The organism is Pseudomonas matsuisoli, assembly GCF_014647635.1.
In the GTDB taxonomy this organism is placed as follows: domain Bacteria; phylum Pseudomonadota; class Gammaproteobacteria; order Pseudomonadales; family Pseudomonadaceae; genus Pseudomonas_P; species Pseudomonas_P matsuisoli.
The window spans coordinates 184464-203336 of record NZ_BMPO01000003.1 but is presented as its reverse complement, the minus strand read 5'-3'; the positions used below and the strand labels follow the sequence as shown (position 1 = coordinate 203336).

The window sequence follows — 18873 nt, the reverse complement described above, 5'->3', positions numbered from 1 at the left end:
TATGCCGAGGCCCGCATGTCCTCTTTCGCTCAGTTGATTCAAAACATCACGCCCGATATCTACGAGAGCCTGAAACTGGCTGTCGAGATTGGCAAATGGTCCGATGGTCGCAAGTTGACCCAGGAACAGAAGGAGCTCTGTTTGCAGGCGGTCATCGCCTACGAGGCCAAGCACCTGCCCGAGGACCAGCGTACGGGCTACATGGGGCCTCAGGAATGTAGCTCCAAGAGCACGCCGATCGAGAACATCCTGTTCAAGTCGGACGCCATACACTGATGATGGAACTCGCTCGCGGCACTCTCGAAAAGATGAGGGTGCATCTGGATGCCCCCGTGCAGTACGCATTTCGTCTGGGTGATACGGAAATTCCGGTCAACCCGCTGATCGGTAAGCAGGTGCGGCTCGAATACCTGGGCGCGATTCATTGCACGCATTGCGGTCGGAAGACCAACAAGAGTTTCAGTCAGGGCTACTGCTATCCCTGCTTCAAGAAGCTCCCTCAGTGCGATACCTGCATCGTTAGCCCGGAAAAATGTCACCACGAACTGGGTACCTGCCGCGATCCGGACTGGGGCATGCAGTTCTGCATGACCGATCATATCGTCTACCTCGCGAACTCTTCGGGTGTGAAAGTCGGTATTACTCGGGCGACCCAATTGCCGACACGCTGGCTGGATCAAGGCGCAACGCAAGCCTTGCCGATCCTGCGCGTCGCCACTCGGCAGCAATCAGGCTTGGTGGAAGATCTGTTGCGTAGCCAGGTCGCCGATCGCACCAATTGGCGCGCCATGCTCAAGGGCGACGCGGTCGACGTCGATCTCTTCGCGGTTCGCGACGCGCTGTTTGAGGGCCTGGCCGCGGGTATTCAAGTCTTGCAGGCGCGCTTCGGCCTACAGGCTTTGCAGCCGTTGACCGATGCCGAGGTGGTTACCATGCGCTATCCGGTGGATGTGTATCCCACGAAGATCGCCAGCCTGGACCTGGAAAAGACGCCTGTCGTGGAAGGCACGCTGATGGGCATCAAGGGCCAGTACCTCATGTTCGACACGGGCGTTATCAACGTGCGCAAGTTCACGGCTTACAACGTCGCGGCAAGCGTCGCCTGATCTCGGGTTGCCCGGTTTCTGCGCTTGGCCGCGCAGTAGCGCTTGGGTAATGTAGCCAGACGAAGCCATTCTTCCGCGCGCCTGATCTTACAGGCGCGCGTCACCACCTATGCGCGGCCTTGTCTATGGGCGGTCGCCGATAAGGAGTTCCCATGCGCACTGATCAGCCGAAAGTCATCCATCTCAAGGACTACAAGGCGCCGGACTACCTGATCGACGAGACGCATCTCACGTTCGAGCTGCACGAAGACCACACCATGGTCCATACGCAGTTGGTGATGCGCCGCAACCCCGAGCGGGCCGGTGAATCGGCGGACGTGGCATTGCCGCCACTGATGTTGGACGGTCAGGAGCTGGAGCTGGTCAGCCTGTTTCTCGATGATATCGAGCTGACCCGGACCGATTTCGTGCTCGACGACAGCCACCTGACCCTGCAGCCGACCGCCGAACGTTTCGTCGTGGACAGCAGCGTGCGCATCCATCCGGAGCTCAATACCGCGCTCGAAGGGCTCTACAAGTCTGGCAAGATGTTCTGCACGCAGTGCGAGGCCGAAGGGTTTCGGAAGATCACTTATTACCTCGACCGCCCGGATGTCATGAGCCGGTTCACGACGACCGTCAGTGGCGAGCAGGAACGCTACCCCGTACTGCTATCCAACGGTAATCCGATCGCCAGCGGCACCGACGAGTCCGGACGCCATTGGGCTACATGGGAGGATCCTTTCAAGAAGCCTGCCTATCTGTTCGCTCTGGTCGCGGGCGATCTCTGGTGCGTCGAAGACAGCTTCACCACCATGAGCGGCCGCAGTGTCGCATTGCGGATCTATGTCGACCCGGAAAACATCGACAAATGCCAGCACGCCATGGACAGCCTGAAGAAGTCGATGAAGTGGGACGAGGAGGTCTACGGGCGCGAATACGACCTGGATATCTTCATGATCGTCGCGGTAAACGACTTCAACATGGGCGCGATGGAGAACAAAGGGCTCAACATCTTCAACTCCAGCGCCGTCCTGGCGAAAGCCGAGACGGCGACGGATGCAGCTCATCAGCGGGTCGAAGCCATTGTTGCCCACGAATACTTCCATAATTGGTCGGGCAATCGGGTCACGTGTCGGGACTGGTTCCAGCTGTCGCTGAAGGAAGGTTTTACGGTATTCCGTGACGCCGAGTTCAGCGCCGATATGAACTCGCGCACGGTCAAGCGTATCGAGGACGTCGCCTACCTGCGCACGCACCAGTTTGCGGAAGACGCCGGCCCTATGGCGCATTCGATTCGCCCGGATTCCTTCATCGAAATCTCCAACTTCTACACCCTGACGATCTACGAAAAGGGTTCTGAAGTCTTGCGAATGATCCATACGCTGGTGGGCGCGGAAGGCTTCCGCAGAGGATCGGATCTGTATTTCGATCGTCACGACGGGCAGGCCGTGACCTGCGATGATTTCGTCAAGGCGATGGAAGATGCCAACGGTGTCGACCTTACGCAGTTCAAGCGGTGGTACAGCCAGGCAGGTACGCCACGCTTGGATATCAGTGAACAGTACGATGAAGCCGCCGCGCGCTATGCCCTGACGTTCCGTCAAAGCTGCCCACCGACGCCTGGGCAGGCGGAGAAATTGCCATTCGTGATTCCCGTCGAGTTGGGCTTGCTGGGAGCAGGCGGTCGTGAAATCCCGCTGCGACTGGAAGGCGAGGATTCAGCATCTGGGTTGAACAGGGTGCTTTCGGTCACCGATCCTGAACAAACATTCGTATTCGTCGATGTAACGGAAAAGCCGCTGCCTTCGCTTTTGCGGGGATTCTCGGCGCCGGTAAAATGGAGTTTCCCCTACACCCGCGATCAACTGATGTTTCTGATGCAGCACGACACTGACGGTTTCAATCGTTGGGACGCGGGCCAACAACTATCTGTACAGGTCTTGCAGGGGGTCATCGATCAGCACCAGCAAGGCGCCGTGATGCAACTGGATACGCGCCTGGTCGATGCATTTGCTCACGTACTGGCGGATACGTCGCTGGACCAGGCGATGGTAGCCGAGATGCTTAGCCTGCCGTCCGAGGCGTATCTGACAGAAGTCGCCCAAGTTGCCGATCCTGACGCCATTCATGCCGCACGCGAGTATGCCCGGCGCTTCCTCGCTGGCGCATTGTTCGATGTGCTGTGGAAGCGCTACGCGGAGAATCGCGCGATTTCGAAGGCCACGCCATATCGAGCGGAAGCCAACGAAATTGCCCGTCGGAGTTTGCAGAACATTGCCTTGTCCTATCTCATGCTCGAAGGGCAGGAGCAGGTCGTCGCGGCTTGCCTGGATCAGTTCGACGATAGCGACAACATGACGGAGAAGCTGTCGGTCATGGCCGTCCTGGTCAATTCCCCGTTCGAGGAAGCGCGGGCCGATGCGCTGCGGCGTTTCGCGGATACCTTCAAGGACAACCCGCTGGTGATGGACCAGTGGTTCAGCGTTCAGGCAGGCAGCCCGTTGCCCGGTGGGCTGGACCGGGTCAAAGCGCTGATGGAGCATCCTGCGTTCACCGTGAAGAACCCGAACAAGGTCCGCGCCCTGATTGGTGCGTTCGCTAACCAGAACCTGGTCAACTTCCATCAGAAAGACGGAAGCGGCTATCGCTTCCTGGCCGACCAGGTCATCACCTTGAACGCGCTCAATCCTCAGATAGCGTCGCGCCTGCTGGCGCCCCTCACGCGCTGGCGCAAGTACGATGATGCCCGTCAATCGCTGATGCGCGGCGAGTTGGAGCGCATTCTAGCGTCGGGTTCGCTGTCCAGTGATGTGTATGAGGTGGTGAGCAAGAGCTTGGCGTAGAGGGGGGAGGTGCATGCCTACAGCGACAAAGTGGCACTTTTTATTTGCACATCGGTGCGGCAGCCACCGAACCCTGTAGGGGCGACTTTAGTCGCGAAGGCGACTGCAAGTCGCCCAATACCGTGTCTAGCTGATTCAGCGCGTGTAACGGGGGAGCATCTATAAAAAGGTGAGCGAGAGCGTTAGCCATGGCGGCGAAATTAGGTCGTCTTCTAATCCATTAGGGCGGCTATAGCCGCCTTCGCGACTAAAGTCGCCCCTACAGGGCACCTCTAAAAACTACCTGAGTTGTCATCGCAGCGTTGAAAACATGCTCGAAACGCTCAGAACGCTCATTTACCAATCGTAAACTGCGCTTCCTCGCGTGTTTTTGCGGGGGCGCCGAGCTCTTGCACTAGCTGCCTCGCCCACGTTTTTAGAGGTGCCCTACAGGGAGCAGTGGCGTGCAGCAGTGGCGACGCGATCGCACTGGCTTGCGAATACGAATAATGCTCGTTAGGTTGCTTTGCTAATACAGGCGCGACCGGGCTGAACCCAAACTACACATCCATCAACGCCGCGTCGGTTGGCGCAGGATATACCCGGTGACAAACACGGCGCACGCCAGCAGGATCGCGCGCACGTAGGCAAGGTCGACTGTCCACGCCGAGAAACCGATGCCCAGCCACAGCAGAGCGATTGCCATGACTTTCGCTTTGACAGGCACGCCGCGGCCTTCGAGATAGTCGGCAATCCAGGGCCCCAGGTATCGATGGTGAATCAACCAGCGGTAAAAGCGCGGCGAACTGCGTGCGAAGCATGCGGCGGCGAGCAACAGGAAGGGCGTGGTGGGCAACAAGGGCAGGGCAATTCCAATGACGCCTAGCCCAATACTGACCCAGCCTGCAGCGAAGAGAAGGTGGCGGACGAGTGGATGGCGGCGCAGGGGCGCGCCGTCATCGTAGGGCACGCTTAGTGGCGCGGCTTGAGCAGGGCGGGCTTTTCATCCGGCGCGTTGCACAGCAGGTACAACGCGGTGAGCAGTTCCGGAATCTGTTCCATCATGCTGTCGACGAGATCGGCGTCGGCGGCGATATCCGCGAACTCGGCCTGCTCCTCGAACAATCCCGACCCCACCATGATAGGCAGGAGCAATTCGCTAACTTCGTCTTCCGAGCCTTCGAACCAAGTGGCTTCGCGGAGAAACACGCCTTCCATGAAGCCAATGCACCAGCCTCTGAGATCTGAGTCATCAGGGTCTTCGCCTAGATCGAGGTCGCAGGGCAGATGCATGTCCTCATCGCTGGCAAGTTGTCGGGCGATATGGGCCTTGAGTGCGACCAGCGCATTTTCGATGTCGTTACGCTCAGCGTCGTCGCGATAATGCGGCGGCTCGGCAAACAGGGCATCGATCCATTCGCGTTCGGGAACGTCGTCAGGACAGATGCACAAGGCGGTCAGGTAACCATGCGCGGCCACGTAGTCGAGCGCTTCCTCGTGCAGATCGTCGGCATCGAGAAATGCCTGAAGGCGGGTGAATTGCTCAGCGAAGGACATCGGCGGTTACCTGGTGATTTGAAACGGTGGAGGATTCTAGCCCGGATAGCCCAACGGGCGCGCCCGTCGATGAACTTTTTTGATGGCCATCGGTAGACCACGCGTCGGCGAAAAGTTGCTACTGCGGCATGCGTCCCGCCCATTGGTCCTATTTCAGGTCCGTGATCCGTATAATGCCGGCGTTTCTGCCACGGCCTTGCGTGGCGATTTACCGGAGTGTTCATGCTCGACCAAGCCCAACGCATACTTAAAGACGTGTTCGGATACGACGCTTTCCGGGGCGATCAGTCCGCGATCGTCGAGCAAGTGGCCGAGGGTGGTGATGCGCTGGTGTTGATGCCCACTGGGGGCGGCAAGTCGCTTTGCTACCAAGTGCCGGCGTTGCTCCGGGATGGATTAGCCGTCATCGTCTCGCCTTTGATCGCCTTGATGGATGATCAGGTTGCGACATTGGACGAGCTGGGCGTTGCCGCGGTCGCCTTGAATTCGACGCTGGATGCGAGCGCACAACGCGACATCGCGTTCCGCATTCGCCGTGGCGAAATCAAAATGCTGTATCTGGCGCCAGAGCGCCTTGTACAGCCGCGCATGCTGGATTTTCTGCGCGACTTGAACATTGCATTGTTCGCCATCGATGAAGCGCACTGCGTGTCGCAATGGGGTCACGACTTCCGCCCGGAATACCTGCAGCTGGGTCAGCTGGCCGAGCTGTTTCCCAGTGTCCCTCGCGTTGCGCTAACGGCAACGGCGGACCGGCGCACTCGCGAGGAAATCGTCCAGCGTTTGCAGTTGAGCAACGCCAAGCGCTTTCTTTCCAGCTTTGACCGGCCCAACATTTTTTATCGGATCCTGCCGAAGGATCAGCCGCGCAAGCAGCTTCTCGCCTTTCTCGGGCAACGCAAGGGCGACGCCGGCATTGTTTACTGCCTGTCCCGGCGTAAGGTAGAAGAGGTGGCGGCGTTCCTGTCCGAGCAGGGCTTCCCAGCATTGCCCTACCATGCGGGGTTATCCAACGAGCTTCGCGCACATAACCAGCGGCGTTTCCTCAATGAGGAGGGGCTGATCATGGTCGCGACGATCGCGTTCGGGATGGGCATCGACAAGCCCAATGTTCGCTTCGTCGCCCATATGGATTTGCCCAAGTCGTTGGAGGCCTATTACCAGGAAACCGGGCGGGCAGGGCGTGATGGTCTGCCGGCAGATGCCTGGATGGTGTATGGGCTGCAGGATGTGATCTTCCTGAAGCAGATGCTGGCCAATTCGGAAGGCGATGACCGTCACAAACGGGTCGAACAGCACAAGCTCGATGCGATGCTAGCGTTGTGCGAAGAGACGCGATGCCGTCGTCAGGCGCTGTTGGCGTACTTCGATGAAGACATGCCTCAGCCCTGCGGCCACTGCGACAATTGCATCGATGGCGTGCAGAGCTGGGATGCTACGGAACCGGCACGCCAGGCCCTTTCGACCATTTACCGCAGCGGCCAGCGGTACGGCGTCGGGCACCTGGTCGATATCTTGCTCGGGCGTGACAACGAGAAGATCCGTGCGGCGGGCCACCAGCATCTAGCGGTGTTCGGGATCGGCAAAGCGATGAACGAGGCGGACTGGCGCACGTTGTTTCGCCAATTGGTGGCACGAGGTCTGGCGGATGTCGATCTCGAAGGGTTTGGTGGTTTGCGCTTGACGGACAGCTGCCGACCGCTGCTGCGTGGAGAGGTCACTCTGGCATTGCGCCGTGACCTCAAGCCCCAGGCAGCCAAAGCCAGCGCCAGTGCGGCGAGCCAATTGGTGCGTGGAGAGGAGCGCGAGCTGTGGGAAGCGTTGCGTACGCTACGGCGAAAACTGGCGGAAGAGCATTCCGTCCCGCCATACGTCATCTTTCCCGACGCAACGCTGCTGGAGATGCTGCGCAGTCAACCACGCGATCTGTCGGAAATGGCACAAGTCAGCGGCGTTGGCGCGCGTAAACTAGAGCGGTATGGCCAGGCGTTTCTCGAGGTGCTCCAGGGCGGCGGCAATGCAGAGCGCGCGTCGGCGCCAACGGAGGCAAACGACTTGCGGCACGAACTCGTGAGCCTCGCGCGTGCCGGCATGACGCCGATGCAGATTTCGACGCAGCTGCAATGCAGTGAACGCAATGTCTATGCGCTCCTTGCCGAGGCGATAGCGGCGCAACAACTTACCCTGGATCAGGCCCTCGACCTGCCCGAGGAACTGCTTGAGGAGATTCAGGAAGCGTTCCTTGATGGAGAAGGCGAGTTGCCGCCGGTTGCGGCCATCGCTGAGCTGTTTCAAGGTCGGGTACCCGAGGCTGCTCTTCATTGCGTGCGCGCCGCATTGCAGGCGGAATTCGAAGTTTGAATCGGGTGGTACTTCGCACTTGAGTCTCTTCCGAACCATCAGTGGGTACGACAGGTCCGCTGTAGTGCCGATATTCAAGCGCCATTTCGAGGCGCGACGTGGGTTATCTCGTGGAAGCTCGAGATACGCCCTCAATTTTTTGCATTTGCTCCAGCCCCAGCAGTAGGAGATTGTCCATGAGCGATGTTCGCCTGATCGATCCATTCGGCCGGCGCATCAGTTATCTGCGATTGTCGGTGACCGATCGTTGCGATTTCCGCTGCACGTATTGCATGAGCGAAGACATGGTGTTCGCGCCTCGGTCGCAAATCCTCAGCCTCGAAGAGCTGGAGATTGTGGCGAACGCCTTTATAGACTTAGGTGTACGGCGCATTCGGATCACTGGCGGCGAACCCTTAGTGCGGAAGGGATTGGTCGGCTTGCTGGAAACGTTGGGCGCGCGAGCGGAGCTCGAAGACCTTTCCATTACCACGAACGGGTCGCAGCTCGCGACGCTTGCGCCCGCGCTGAGGGCAGCCGGGGTCGATCGGCTCAACATCAGTCTCGATTCGTTGGATCGCGAACGGTTCGCGGCGTTTACCCGGCGTGATCGCTTGTCCCAAGTGCTGGATGGAATCGAAGCGGCACGAGTAGCAGGGTTCAAGCGGATCAAGCTCAACAGCGTTGTGCAGAAAGGCAAGAACGACGATGAAGTGCAGGCGCTGGTAGCGTTCGCGGTCGAGAAGGGCCTCGATATCAGCTTCATCGAGGAAATGCCGCTGGGTACGGTCAGCAGCCATGAGCGAAAGGTGACGCTATGTACGAGCGAAGAAGTACGTCAGCAGGTCGAATCGCGCTTTGAATTGCTACCAAGCAGTCACCGTACCGGCGGGCCATCCCGGTATTGGCAGGTTGCTGGAACGCGCACGCAGGTTGGGTTCATTTCGCCCCACAGTCGCAATTTTTGTGGCGATTGCAATCGTGTCCGGGTCACGGCCGAAGGAAAACTGGTGCTTTGTCTAGGGCACGACGGCGCATTGGATTTGAAGGCTTTGATTCGTCGTTATCCTGGTGAGCCCGAACGCCTTCGCGATGCGATCATGACGGCGCTTCGCCTGAAGCCAGAGCGTCATCACTTCGAGGCAGATCAACAGGTTCAGGTCGTACGCTTCATGAGTGTAACGGGCGGCTAAGGGTTCCGACGGCAGTTGTGAGCTGTTCGGCATGCTTGTATGGAACTTTTTGCAATGGCTTGCCTGAGTCGTTCGTTTTGCCCGCTCCGAAAGCCCGGATCTTGCAAATTGCAATGCAAAGGTCTGGGCTTTTATTTTTAAGTAACTGATTTATAAAGATTTATAGTTTTTACGGTAATGGCACGGCAGCTGCAACTCAGTGTGCATCCTAGAATTGCGTCAATGGGAGCACATAAAAATGACCAGCATCGTCCAGCACATCATCAGCTCTTTCCCTGATTATTCGATTGCTAGCAAGCAACGCCCGGATGGCTTTCTCCTGGAGTTCACCCGCGCGGACAACAGCATCGAGTTTCGTCGTGTCCTGCCAAAGCAGTGCGCCTCTCAAACCGATACGGACGCCTTCATTCACGGCGTACGACGCGATCTGGCGTTATTGAACGGCCAGGTTCCGCCGCGCGATTCGCTCCGTAAGCTTCGTAACATCGGCCTGCCAAGCTATATGTAACCAGGGTTCCCTCCGGCACGGATGCCGTTTCACCGTGACGCGGTGTTTAGCGAGCTGGCGTGGCTATGTTCAGACGCAGCCAACCGCTCGCCATTTCTCTCCTTCTCAAGCCATATCAGGCTCTATTCCTCCAACGGATCAAGCGCCGCTCAGGTGTTGACCCATATCAATACCGTCCAAACGTGCCAAGCGCAGGCTGATGCTATCTCTCCCTCAGGAGTTCGGCATCATGTCCAGCCTCGTCGCGATTCACTTCCGTAGCGTTTGGAACCATGTTCTTACCTCTGTTCTGCTTGCTGTCATGGGACGCGGTCCCTCGCTTTTGATAGGACGCACGAGCTCGTTAGAAGCCTTTCGCCGTGAATTACGCGAGAAGGCAGAGTGCGCCTGCGGCGCACTGGGTGCCGTTGGCGGTTGATCTGGCATTGATCGGTTTTAACTGAACCAGGGATATCCGAATTGGGTCGATTGAACTAACAAAAGCCACTTTCGTGGGGCTTACGTCAGTTATCAACGCCAATTCGGAGGCGCCATGGATAATGCATCTGTCGTCTCTTTACTCAATGGGCTGATTGAAACGAGCCTAGATGGGGAGAGTGGTCTTCGCGAATGCGTTGACGACCTCCAATCTGCGCATTTTCGGCGAAACATTGATCTCTATGCTCAGCACTGTGCGCTTGCGGCCAACGAGTTGCAGCAGCTCGTTCGCGCCATGGGCAGTGATCCCTGTGCATCCGGTACCGTTTCTGGTGCGGTTCGTCGGAGCTGGGCAGGACTGAAGTCCTCGGTGGTCCGTCGTGACGACGCTACGATTCTCAGCCACTGCGAGCACGGCGAACGCCGTGCACAACAGCATTACCGAGAGGTACTTTCACAAGACCTGCCGGCCAATGTCCGCTTGATCGTGGAACGGCAGTTTCTAGGCGTTCAGCGCGATCGCGATGAGGTCAAGGCGATGTGTTTGCAAGCCAGGGTCGTCTGATGAGCAAGATTGATCTCTGCTAGGGCTCTTTCGAAAGGTCCCGACGGGACTGCCGTACACTCCAACGCCAAGGTTCCTATTCGCGCATTCATCTCTTGGGTTTACGCCAGGGCTGCATACATGCAGACTCTCGGGCTCGTGCGTCTGGCTGCAACTCGACGAGTCCCTTCCGCGATGTTGGCACCATATGCGTGCCACCCGCGAATATTACGTTGGATGCAGCCGAATGGAGCGCCGCCCCTGTACGCCTTAACGAGGAGACGCATTTCCGGTGTCTAGTCTGACTGCAGCTGAACTCGCGCTTGCCAGTGAAAATTGCGCGAAAGAGCCGATCCATGTCCCTGGAAGTATCCAGCCGCATGGCTTCATGCTCGTGTGTGACCAAGAAACGCGCGAAATCTTGCAGGTTAGTCAGAATGCAACGGAATGGCTCGGCATTGATAACGGGGCGCTGCTCGGCCGTACCCTTGACGAATTGATCGATAACGCACCGGTCGCGGTGGCACGAATGGATGAGCTCGTCGGTCAGGAAAACAACCCGTTTCATGTGGCCGACGTCTTGTTCAATACAGGCAGTAATACGCCGCAGACCCTGGCGATGCTGGCTCATCGGCACGATGGGTTATTGATCACCGAGTTCGAGCGACCGGTAGACGTCGAGTCGGCGTACAGCACGCTTTATCCGCTGATCCGGACCTATCTGGACGATTTGCAGGTTGCTGAGGATGCCGAACATCTTTGTCGGCTCTCTGTGGACGAGGTGAAGCGCATCTCAGGCTTCGGTCGTATCAAGGCGTATCGCTTCGATGCCGAAGGCAACGGTACGGTTATCGCTGAATGCGCTGACGACGATTATCCGCGCTATCTCGGGTTGTGTTTCCCCGTTTCGGACATACCGCAACAGGCGCGCCGCCTGTATTGCGCCAACCGCATACGGGTGATCGAGGACGCCTATTATCAACCGTCGCCGATCGTTCCTGAGATCAACCCGCGCACAGGGCGCCCGCTGGATATGAGCTTCGCCGCGTTGCGCAGCGTTTCGCCGGTCCATCTGCAGTACATGCGTAACATGCAAACACGTGCCTCGATGTCCATTTCGATCGTGGTGCGGGGCCAACTCTGGGGCCTCATCTCCTGTCACGACCTGGAGCGCCGCTCGGTCGGGTCGCAAACGCGCACGGCTTGTGAATTGCTGGGGCGCGTGTTGTCGCTGCAGATCGAGGCGAAGGAGGCCAACAGCAAGACGCAACGGTTGCTCGAATTGCGCCGCGATATCGTTCGCATGCTTTCGGCCATGGCCGACGTCGATGGCGTCAGCGAAGGGCTTTTAAGTTGTCCGCAAACGTTCGTTAACTTCGTCAAGGGCACGGGAGCGGCGATCGTAACGTCCTCGCGGTGCGAGTTGGTTGGGCAGACGCCCCCTGCCGCCCAGGTCAATGCGCTGGTGAAATGGCTGTCGAAACGCGATAGCTCCGATGACGTCTTCCATTCGGACAACATCGCGCGTGACATCCCGGAGGTGACCGAACTATCGCGGCATGCGGCAGGTGTCTTGGCCGTCGCGATTTCCGAGATCCACTCGCACTACCTGATCTGGTTCCGCCCGGAACAGGTGCGCACCGTCAATTGGGCGGGAAAGCCCGAGAAAATAGTGAGCGAGACCGGCAAGCTGCATCCACGGCATAGCTTCGATCTTTGGCAGGAGATCGTTACTGACTATTCTCTGCCATGGGATCCACTGGAGATCGAAGGCGCCTGGGAACTGCGGACCGCTACGCTGGGCATCGTGTTGCGCAAGGCCGAAGAGCTTGCCCAGCTCGCAGGCGAGCTGAAGAAGTCGAACAAGGAGCTGGAAGCCTTTTCCTATAGTGTGTCCCACGATTTACGCGCGCCGCTTAGGCATATCGCCGGCTATGCCGAGCTACTCGGTGATTTCGAAGGTAGCAAACTGTCCGAGCGCGGCATGCGCTTCCTCGATCATATTGGCGACTCGGCGCGTTTCGCCGGCACCCTGGTCGACAATCTTCTCAGCTTTTCGCAGATGGGGCGCTCGGCCCTGCGTCACTCGGACGTGGACTTGCAGGCCTTGGTAACCTCGATTCAGGCCGAGATGCAACCTGACTACGAGGGGCGCCGGATCGAATGGAAGCTCGACGCGTTGCCGGTCGTGATCGCCGACGCTGCGTTCCTGCACCTGGTCTTACGAAATTTACTCTCCAACGCCATTAAGTACACGCGTGGTCAAGACCCGGCCGTGATCGAGGTAGGTGTACGCGAAAACGCCGATGAAGTGGTCGTTTTCGTCCGCGACAACGGTGTTGGATTCGATATGGCTTACGCTAACAAGCTGTTCGGCGTCTTCCAGCGCTTGCATCGTATGGAAGAGTTCGAGGGCACCGGTATCGGTCTCGCAAGCGTAAGACGTATCATTGAACGGCACGACGGACGTGTCTGGGCGGAAGGCGCGCTGGGCGAGGGCGCTACCTTCTACTTCAGCCTGCCGAAGCGCGGGTACTCCGCGAACAATTCCGCTGATATCGACGAGAACGCCGATGCTCAAACCGATTCTCCTGATCGAGGATAACCCTCGTGATCTCGAGCTGACCCTGGTCGCACTCGAGCGCAGCCAGCTGGCTAATGACGTCATCGTCTTGCGTGATGGGGCTGAGGCCCTTGATTACCTGTTTCAACGGGGTACCTATGCGACGCGCGCAGACGGTAACCCAGCCGTCTTGTTGCTTGACCTGAAGTTGCCGAAGGTCGATGGGCTGGAGGTGCTTAAAGCCGTTCGCGAATCGAACGAGTTACGTAGCATCCCGATCGTGATGCTGACTTCGTCCCGAGAAGAGCCCGACCTGCAACGTGCCTACGAGCTTGGCGTGAACGCCTACGTCGTCAAGCCGGTCGAGTTTCGTGATTTCGTTGCAGCCATTTCTGAACTGGGCATTTTCTGGGCGGTCCTTAACGAGCCCCCGCCCGGTTCGCTGCGTCTACAACGGCACCGTTCGTCTGGGAACCAGACGCCTGACTGATACGGCTTTAGATGCTGCCCGAGAACTTAGAACTACTATTGATCGAAGACAGCTCGCATGATGCAGAGCTTGCCCTGCTGACGCTTGAAAAGAGCCTGGGTGCTTTCAAGTCGACCGTCGTACACGATCATGTCGGTGCTGAGCGGGCACTGCGAAGCGGACGTTTCGACGTCATTCTTTCGGATTACCTGCTCCCGGGTTCGTCTGGGGCGAAGACACTTCAAATCGCCCGTCAGCTTGCGCCGCAAACCCCGTTCATCTTTCTTTCCGGCATTTTTGGCGAGCAGCATGCCGTCGAAATGATGCGTTCAGGCGCTGTCGACTATGTCCTGAAGCAGAATCTTGCGTTCCTGCCAAAAGCAGTTGAGCGCGCGCTTGCGGAAGTGCATGAGCGGCAACAACGGCGCAGGGCCGAGGAAGCGTTGCAGGAAGTCGAGATGCGCGCACGGCTCGCCATTGACGCTGCGCGAATGGGGATGTGGGATTACGATCCGTCCTCGGATCGGTTCATCTGGGACGAACGAGGCCTCGAACTCTACGAGTTACCCCAGGCGACCGAATTGTCGCTGGAATTGTTCTTCCACCATTGCCATATCCAGGATCGTGACGCGCTCCGCCAGAAGGTTCACGAGGCGCTTTCCGTGGATAGCGGCAACGAATATCTCGCCGAATTTCGCCTTCAACTCGCCAGTGGCGCCGAGCGTTGGGTCTCCACGCGTGGCCGAGCGTTCTTCGAAAGCGGCATGTGTGTACGCTTCATGGGCGTTCTGACGGACGTCACGGAGCAAAAGCAAGCGACCGAAGCGTTACAGCGGTTGAATGAAATGCTCGGTGAACGCGTCGAGCGGCGAACCCGTGAGCGGGATCGTACGTGGGAGCTGTCGCGCGACCTGTTGGCCGTGATGCACTTCGATACCTCGCCTGTCGCACTGAACCCCGCGTGGGCCGAAACACTTGGTTGGACTCGCGAAAATCTCATGAGCGAACCCATGTGGAAGCTCATTCACCCGAGCGACGTTGACGCCACGCTTGCCGAGGCCAACAACGTGGCTGCAGGTAATGTCTCCTCGAGGTTCGTGAACCGCATGCGGCACGCGAATGGGGATTACCACTGGTTGTCCTGGACCATCGTTCCCGATAGTGGGTTGATGTATGGGTCAGCGCGAGATATCACCAGCGAGCGAATGGCCGTCGAGGAACTCGCGGCGACGAACCAGCGTTTGCGCGAGCAGATCGAGGAGCGTGAGCGGGTCGAGGCGACACTTCAGCAAATGCAACGGCTAGAGGCGGTAGGTCAACTTACTGCTGGCGTAGCCCACGACTTCAATAATCTGCTCACGGTCATCTTGACGAGCACCAGCTTCCTGATCCGGGACCTGGACTCGGGCAACTTGCAAAAAGCGCCCTCCAGGCTCCAGAACATTCGCGAAGCCGGCGAGCGCGGCGCGAAGCTCACCGCGCAATTACTGGCATTCTCCCGCCGGCAGCGTCTCGCTCCGGAGCCCGTCAATCTCAACGACACGGTATTGGGAATGCTCGAGCTCCTGCAGAGTACTCTTGGCGGAAGCATCTGGATCGAAACGCGCACGGCTGAGGACGTCTGGTATGCATTGGTCGATCCAACCCAGATCGAACTGATCATCCTGAACCTCGCGATCAATGCACGGGATGCCATGGGTATGAGCGGCACACTGCGCTTGGCGACCTTCAACGAGCGGATCGACGATTTGCCGGTTCGGCCCGAAGATCCGGAGCCCGGCCATTACGCTGTGCTTTCCGTTCAAGACTCTGGAAGTGGTATGACGGACGAAGTGCTGGCCAAGGCATTCGAGCCGTTCTTCACCACGAAGGAAGTCGGTAAAGGCTCGGGACTTGGGCTTGCGCAAGTGTTCGGGTTCGCCAAGCAATCAGGGGGCGGTGCAAGGATTTTCACGGAGGTCGGCGTTGGCACCACTGTCAATGTCTATCTGCCTTGCGTCCGCAACGGGTTGAACCAGGCATGCGCCGTCGACATCGAACCTGATCGAACGCTGAGCGATGGACGTCAGCACACGGTGCTTCTCGTCGATGACGATGCAAGTGTGCGCGAGGTGACTGCACTGATGCTGGATACCTTTGGGTATCAGGTGATCGAAGCTGACAGCGCGAGTGCAGCATTGAAGCTACTGGATGAGACGGTCGATCTCCTGCTTGCCGATTTTGCGATGCCGGGTATGAACGGCGGGGAGTTGGCAGAACTGGTACGCCAGTCATATCCGGCCCTGCCCATCGTATTCGTCACCGGCTATGCCGAGATCGAAGGCTTTGCCTGTAACGATACGCTTATCGTGCAAAAGCCCTATCGTGGCGACGAACTCGCGGAAAAATTAAGCCAGGCGCTGAATAATGCAGTGGGTAAACGGGAGTCGTAAATGAGCGCGCGGGCCTTTCTAAAGCAAGCAAGTGCGTCGTTGCACGAAGACGTCGACCAGGCGTTTTCGTCCTATTCGCTGGCGACACGTGACGGTTATCTTGGCTTTTTACAGGCGCATGCGTGGGCACTTTCACAAATCGAGCCGACGATCGAGCAGGCGGGTGTCGATCGTATCGTGCCCGATTGGCACGCGCGTCGACGTCGGCATGCCATCGCAGAAGATATCTGTGCGTTGGAGGCGGCACCTCCAGAAGCTAATGCACTTGCGGTCGAGATCGACGATGCGACGCTGTGGGGCATTCTCTATGTGCTTGAAGGGTCGCGATTAGGTGCGCGTTATCTGTCACGACAGGTGGGCAATGGCGCGGATTGGCAGGCCGATGAGCCGCCTCCGCTTGCGTACCTGACGCACGGGCAAGACACCGCATTGTGGCCGCAATTTCTGCAACAACTGGAGGCGGCGTCCGCCGAGCTCGATCAGGAACGGTTGCTGGAAGGTGTTCGCTGGTGTTTCTCAGTGTTCCTGGCTTCCGCTCGTAAAGGCATGGACAGGCCCCATGAGCGCCCGTAAGCACACCATCCTTTCAGGCTAGATACGCGATGTAACCGAAGGTATGCGGCTGTTAGCCGGTCCTAGGTCGTTCTCGGTAACGTTCAGAAATCGCCCAGTGCTAGTGCTCTCAGATGGCTTGCCAGATCGCTCGCGCCGGCCAGCAATAGCCCTTTACCCAGGGCCGCCGCTTCCGGGTTTTCCCGAGGAAGAATGAGGTATTCGACTGCTTCGGTGCGGCCCAGTGGTGCTAGTCGCGCATACGGCATGCCACTTTCGACCAGTAACGATAGCAATTCGGGATTTCCCCAACTTTCACTGGCAACCGCGAGTACGTAGTACCGCGCTGCAAGATTGCGCAGGCCAGCGTCGGAAAACGTGTAGCAGGTCAGGTCTGACACGAGCGGTACGTCTAGCTGCCGATGGCGAGCGTAGACCGCGGCGCTCGCCAGTGCTTCGACATCTTTGACACCCCCAACGTAAAACCCGTCGTCGCGCCAACCGGCTTGCCATGCGTTCACGTGTTGCGTTCCGCCGGGTAGGGCGCGGGCAAGGGCTTTTTGAAAATCGTTGTAGCTGATAATGCGCACGCTGCGTTTTTCGCGGCTGGCAAGGTAGGCGTCGAAGCTCTGAAATGCATCGAGGTCATCATCATCGGAGACGACGCCTCGAATACGTTTTATATCGATCTCGACGCCTTGGTCGAATGTACGATTAATTGTTCTGATGAGCGCGGCACGTGCTTCGGCTTTGTCCTCTTGAACAGGGCCTGCCAGCGCGCCGTGAGGCAGTTCATGTAGGCGTTGCCAAAGGGTGCCACTGTACCAGTTGATGCTGGTGATATCGTTGCCCAGCGCAGGAAAGCGCAGACGAAGCCGGCCTGCGGTTTCCATGATTTGACGAGGCGTCTGAGGCTGAAGCCCGAGGCGTTGCGCCAGGGACCCAAACCGGGCAGATAATCGCGAGGGAAGAAGACTCATGATGCGTTCATCCTCTGACAGAGTCTGGCGCCGGAGCAACACTAGGAGGCTCGGTGACGCGTCCTTGCTTTGATTCGATGGAAGCCTTCCCGCCGCATCGAGCCGTTCGCGTACGGCTATTTCGATATGTGCGGTCCGAATACCGTGGAGACGCTACACCATTACGGTAAAGCGAGGCTATGTCTGGCGACATGATCGACAAGGCAATTTCGGACCTGCGTGCATACGTATGGTTCCATCGGTCTTCGTGTTGCGGCTGTAAGCACTTATACCGTGACCGTGGCGGTGCCCCTATTGGCCCGTCTCACGATAGGGTCGAGCCAAGAGCGACACTGTTATAATCGCCGCTCATTCATTTCTGGCAGCCACGTCTTCATGTACAGCCTGGCACGAAACGCGCTATTCAAGCTCAATCCGGAAACATCCCACGACTTGACGCTGGACCTACTCGGTGCAGCCGGACGCCTGGGGCTCGCCAGGCGCTTCGTGCGGCAACCGGCGAACTTTCCGGTGACCGTTATGGGGCTCGACTTTCCCAATCCCGTTGGGCTCGCGGCAGGGTTGGATAAGAATGGCGATGCAATTGACGGCCTAGCCGGGCTTGGCTTCGGATTTGTGGAAATCGGCACGGTCACGCCTCGTCCGCAGCCGGGCAATCCGCGGCCACGTCTGTTTCGGTTGCCGCAGGCCGACGCGATCATCAACCGCATGGGCTTCAATAATCGTGGTGTCGATTATTTGCTTCAGCGGGTAGGTAACGCGCGTTACAACGGGATCTTGGGAATCAATATCGGCAAGAATTTCGACACACCCGTCGAGCGTGCCGAGGACGATTACCTGATCTGTCTGAACCGTGTCTACGACGCCGCAAGCTACATTACCGTCAATGTGAGTTCGCCCAATACACCGGGTCTGCGCAGCCTTCAATTCGGTGATTCCCTAAAGCAGTTGCTTGCATCCTTGAGCGTTCGCCGGGAAGCACTCGCGTTGGCTCGCGGGCGGCGTGTGCCAGTCGCGATCAAGATTGCACCGGATATGACCGACGAAGAAACAGCCTTGGTCGCCATCGCGATCCGTGAAGCCGGCATGGACGCAATCATCGCAACGAACACCACGTTGAGTAGAGAGGGTGTGGAGATGCTCGCGCATGCCAACGAAGCAGGCGGTTTATCCGGTGCGCCGGTGCGCGAGAAGAGCACGCATACGGTTAAGGTGCTCGCTGACACGCTTGGCGGTTCCCTACCGATCATTGCGGTGGGCGGTATTACCGAAGGCGCGCATGCGGCGGAAAAGATCAAGGCTGGCGCGAGCTTGGTCCAGCTGTATTCCGGCTTCGTATACCGCGGCCCGGATCTGATTCGGGAATCGGTGGATGCGATAGCGGCAGGCTTGGTTTGATCGGAGGGAA

The 18873-nt window shown here is 58.3% G+C and carries 16 protein-coding genes; 13 read left to right on the top strand and 3 right to left on the bottom strand.

What is annotated here, in order from left to right; genetic code table 11:
- Positions 1-15: 15 nt before the first annotated feature.
- From IEY47_RS07195 to pepN, 3 genes are all read left to right on the top strand, one after another.
- Positions 16-276: a YeaC family protein gene (locus IEY47_RS07195; RefSeq protein ID WP_188982491.1), complete on the top strand. Its 261-nt coding sequence runs from the start codon at positions 16-18 to the stop codon at positions 274-276.
- Complete coding sequence (locus IEY47_RS07190; protein ID WP_188982490.1) at positions 276-1106, top strand: DUF2797 domain-containing protein; 831 nt, start codon at positions 276-278, stop codon at positions 1104-1106. Before IEY47_RS07195 ends, IEY47_RS07190 begins: the two co-directional genes overlap by 1 nt.
- A gap of 152 nt (positions 1107-1258) precedes the next feature.
- A complete protein-coding gene (gene pepN, locus IEY47_RS07185) occupies positions 1259-3931 on the top strand; it encodes an aminopeptidase N (protein ID WP_188982489.1) in 2673 nt (890 codons plus the stop codon).
- Positions 3932-4481: 550 nt separating this feature from the next.
- On the opposite strand, the gene IEY47_RS07180 is transcribed toward pepN, so the two are convergent.
- Positions 4482-4880, bottom strand: coding sequence for a YbaN family protein (locus IEY47_RS07180; RefSeq protein WP_229779295.1), 399 nt, complete (start codon positions 4878-4880; stop codon positions 4482-4484).
- A 2-nt stretch (positions 4881-4882) separates the two neighbouring features.
- Positions 4883-5467 (bottom strand): UPF0149 family protein, encoded by a 585-nt coding sequence (locus IEY47_RS07175; RefSeq protein ID WP_188982488.1) that lies wholly within the window; start codon positions 5465-5467, stop codon positions 4883-4885.
- Positions 5468-5689: 222 nt separating this feature from the next.
- Here IEY47_RS07175 and recQ point away from each other — a divergent pair, with 222 nt between their 5' ends.
- From recQ to IEY47_RS07130, 9 genes are all read left to right on the top strand, one after another.
- Positions 5690-7828 carry a DNA helicase RecQ gene (gene recQ, locus IEY47_RS07170; RefSeq protein ID WP_188982487.1) on the top strand — a complete coding sequence of 713 codons (2139 nt, stop codon included), beginning with the start codon at positions 5690-5692 and terminating at the stop codon, positions 7826-7828.
- 176 nt (positions 7829-8004) lie between these two features.
- Positions 8005-9000: a GTP 3',8-cyclase MoaA gene (moaA, locus tag IEY47_RS07165; RefSeq protein ID WP_188982486.1), complete on the top strand. Its 996-nt coding sequence runs from the start codon at positions 8005-8007 to the stop codon at positions 8998-9000.
- 238 nt (positions 9001-9238) lie between these two features.
- Entirely contained in the window at positions 9239-9508 is a 270-nt protein-coding gene (locus IEY47_RS07160) for a DUF3509 domain-containing protein (protein ID WP_188982485.1), read from the top strand.
- A gap of 229 nt (positions 9509-9737) precedes the next feature.
- Positions 9738-9926, top strand: a complete 189-nt coding sequence (locus tag IEY47_RS07155; protein WP_188982484.1) for a hypothetical protein — start codon at positions 9738-9740, stop codon at positions 9924-9926.
- Between the two features lie 114 nt (positions 9927-10040).
- A complete protein-coding gene (locus IEY47_RS07150; protein ID WP_188982483.1) occupies positions 10041-10490 on the top strand; it encodes a PA2169 family four-helix-bundle protein in 450 nt (149 codons plus the stop codon).
- A 271-nt stretch (positions 10491-10761) separates the two neighbouring features.
- Entirely contained in the window at positions 10762-13074 is a 2313-nt protein-coding gene (locus IEY47_RS07145; protein ID WP_188982482.1) for an ATP-binding protein, read from the top strand.
- On the top strand, positions 13043-13522 hold the full coding sequence (locus IEY47_RS07140) for a response regulator (protein WP_188982481.1): 480 nt from the start codon (positions 13043-13045) through the stop codon (positions 13520-13522). Before IEY47_RS07145 ends, IEY47_RS07140 begins: the two co-directional genes overlap by 32 nt.
- Positions 13523-13533: 11 nt before the next feature.
- A complete protein-coding gene (locus IEY47_RS07135; RefSeq protein ID WP_373293532.1) occupies positions 13534-15933 on the top strand; it encodes a response regulator in 2400 nt (799 codons plus the stop codon).
- Positions 15934-16506: a biliverdin-producing heme oxygenase gene (locus tag IEY47_RS07130; RefSeq protein WP_188982480.1), complete on the top strand. Its 573-nt coding sequence runs from the start codon at positions 15934-15936 to the stop codon at positions 16504-16506.
- Between the two features lie 83 nt (positions 16507-16589).
- On the opposite strand, the gene IEY47_RS07125 is transcribed toward IEY47_RS07130, so the two are convergent.
- Entirely contained in the window at positions 16590-17465 is an 876-nt protein-coding gene (locus IEY47_RS07125; RefSeq protein ID WP_188982479.1) for a DUF6685 family protein, read from the bottom strand.
- A gap of 375 nt (positions 17466-17840) precedes the next feature.
- Here IEY47_RS07125 and IEY47_RS07120 point away from each other — a divergent pair, with 375 nt between their 5' ends.
- Positions 17841-18863 (top strand): quinone-dependent dihydroorotate dehydrogenase, encoded by a 1023-nt coding sequence (locus IEY47_RS07120; protein ID WP_188982478.1) that lies wholly within the window; start codon positions 17841-17843, stop codon positions 18861-18863.
- Positions 18864-18873 lie beyond the last annotated feature (10 nt).

What these genes read in the sequence shown, in the direction of transcription:
- IEY47_RS07195 (WP_188982491.1), top strand. Translation starts at nt 16, where the DNA reads ATGTCCTCTTTCGCTCAGTTGATTCAAAACATCACGCCCGATATCTAC.
- IEY47_RS07190 (WP_188982490.1), top strand. Translation starts at nt 276, where the DNA reads ATGATGGAACTCGCTCGCGGCACTCTCGAAAAGATGAGGGTGCATCTG.
- pepN (WP_188982489.1), top strand. Translation starts at nt 1,259, where the DNA reads ATGCGCACTGATCAGCCGAAAGTCATCCATCTCAAGGACTACAAGGCG.
- IEY47_RS07175 (WP_188982488.1), bottom strand. Translation starts at nt 5,467, where the DNA reads ATGTCCTTCGCTGAGCAATTCACCCGCCTTCAGGCATTTCTCGATGCC.
- recQ (WP_188982487.1), top strand. Translation starts at nt 5,690, where the DNA reads ATGCTCGACCAAGCCCAACGCATACTTAAAGACGTGTTCGGATACGAC.
- moaA (WP_188982486.1), top strand. Translation starts at nt 8,005, where the DNA reads ATGAGCGATGTTCGCCTGATCGATCCATTCGGCCGGCGCATCAGTTAT.
- IEY47_RS07160 (WP_188982485.1), top strand. Translation starts at nt 9,239, where the DNA reads ATGACCAGCATCGTCCAGCACATCATCAGCTCTTTCCCTGATTATTCG.
- IEY47_RS07155 (WP_188982484.1), top strand. Translation starts at nt 9,738, where the DNA reads ATGTCCAGCCTCGTCGCGATTCACTTCCGTAGCGTTTGGAACCATGTT.
- IEY47_RS07150 (WP_188982483.1), top strand. Translation starts at nt 10,041, where the DNA reads ATGGATAATGCATCTGTCGTCTCTTTACTCAATGGGCTGATTGAAACG.
- IEY47_RS07140 (WP_188982481.1), top strand. Translation starts at nt 13,043, where the DNA reads ATGCTCAAACCGATTCTCCTGATCGAGGATAACCCTCGTGATCTCGAG.
- IEY47_RS07135 (WP_373293532.1), top strand. Translation starts at nt 13,534, where the DNA reads ATGCTGCCCGAGAACTTAGAACTACTATTGATCGAAGACAGCTCGCAT.
- IEY47_RS07130 (WP_188982480.1), top strand. Translation starts at nt 15,934, where the DNA reads ATGAGCGCGCGGGCCTTTCTAAAGCAAGCAAGTGCGTCGTTGCACGAA.
- IEY47_RS07125 (WP_188982479.1), bottom strand. Translation starts at nt 17,465, where the DNA reads ATGAGTCTTCTTCCCTCGCGATTATCTGCCCGGTTTGGGTCCCTGGCG.
- IEY47_RS07120 (WP_188982478.1), top strand. Translation starts at nt 17,841, where the DNA reads ATGTACAGCCTGGCACGAAACGCGCTATTCAAGCTCAATCCGGAAACA.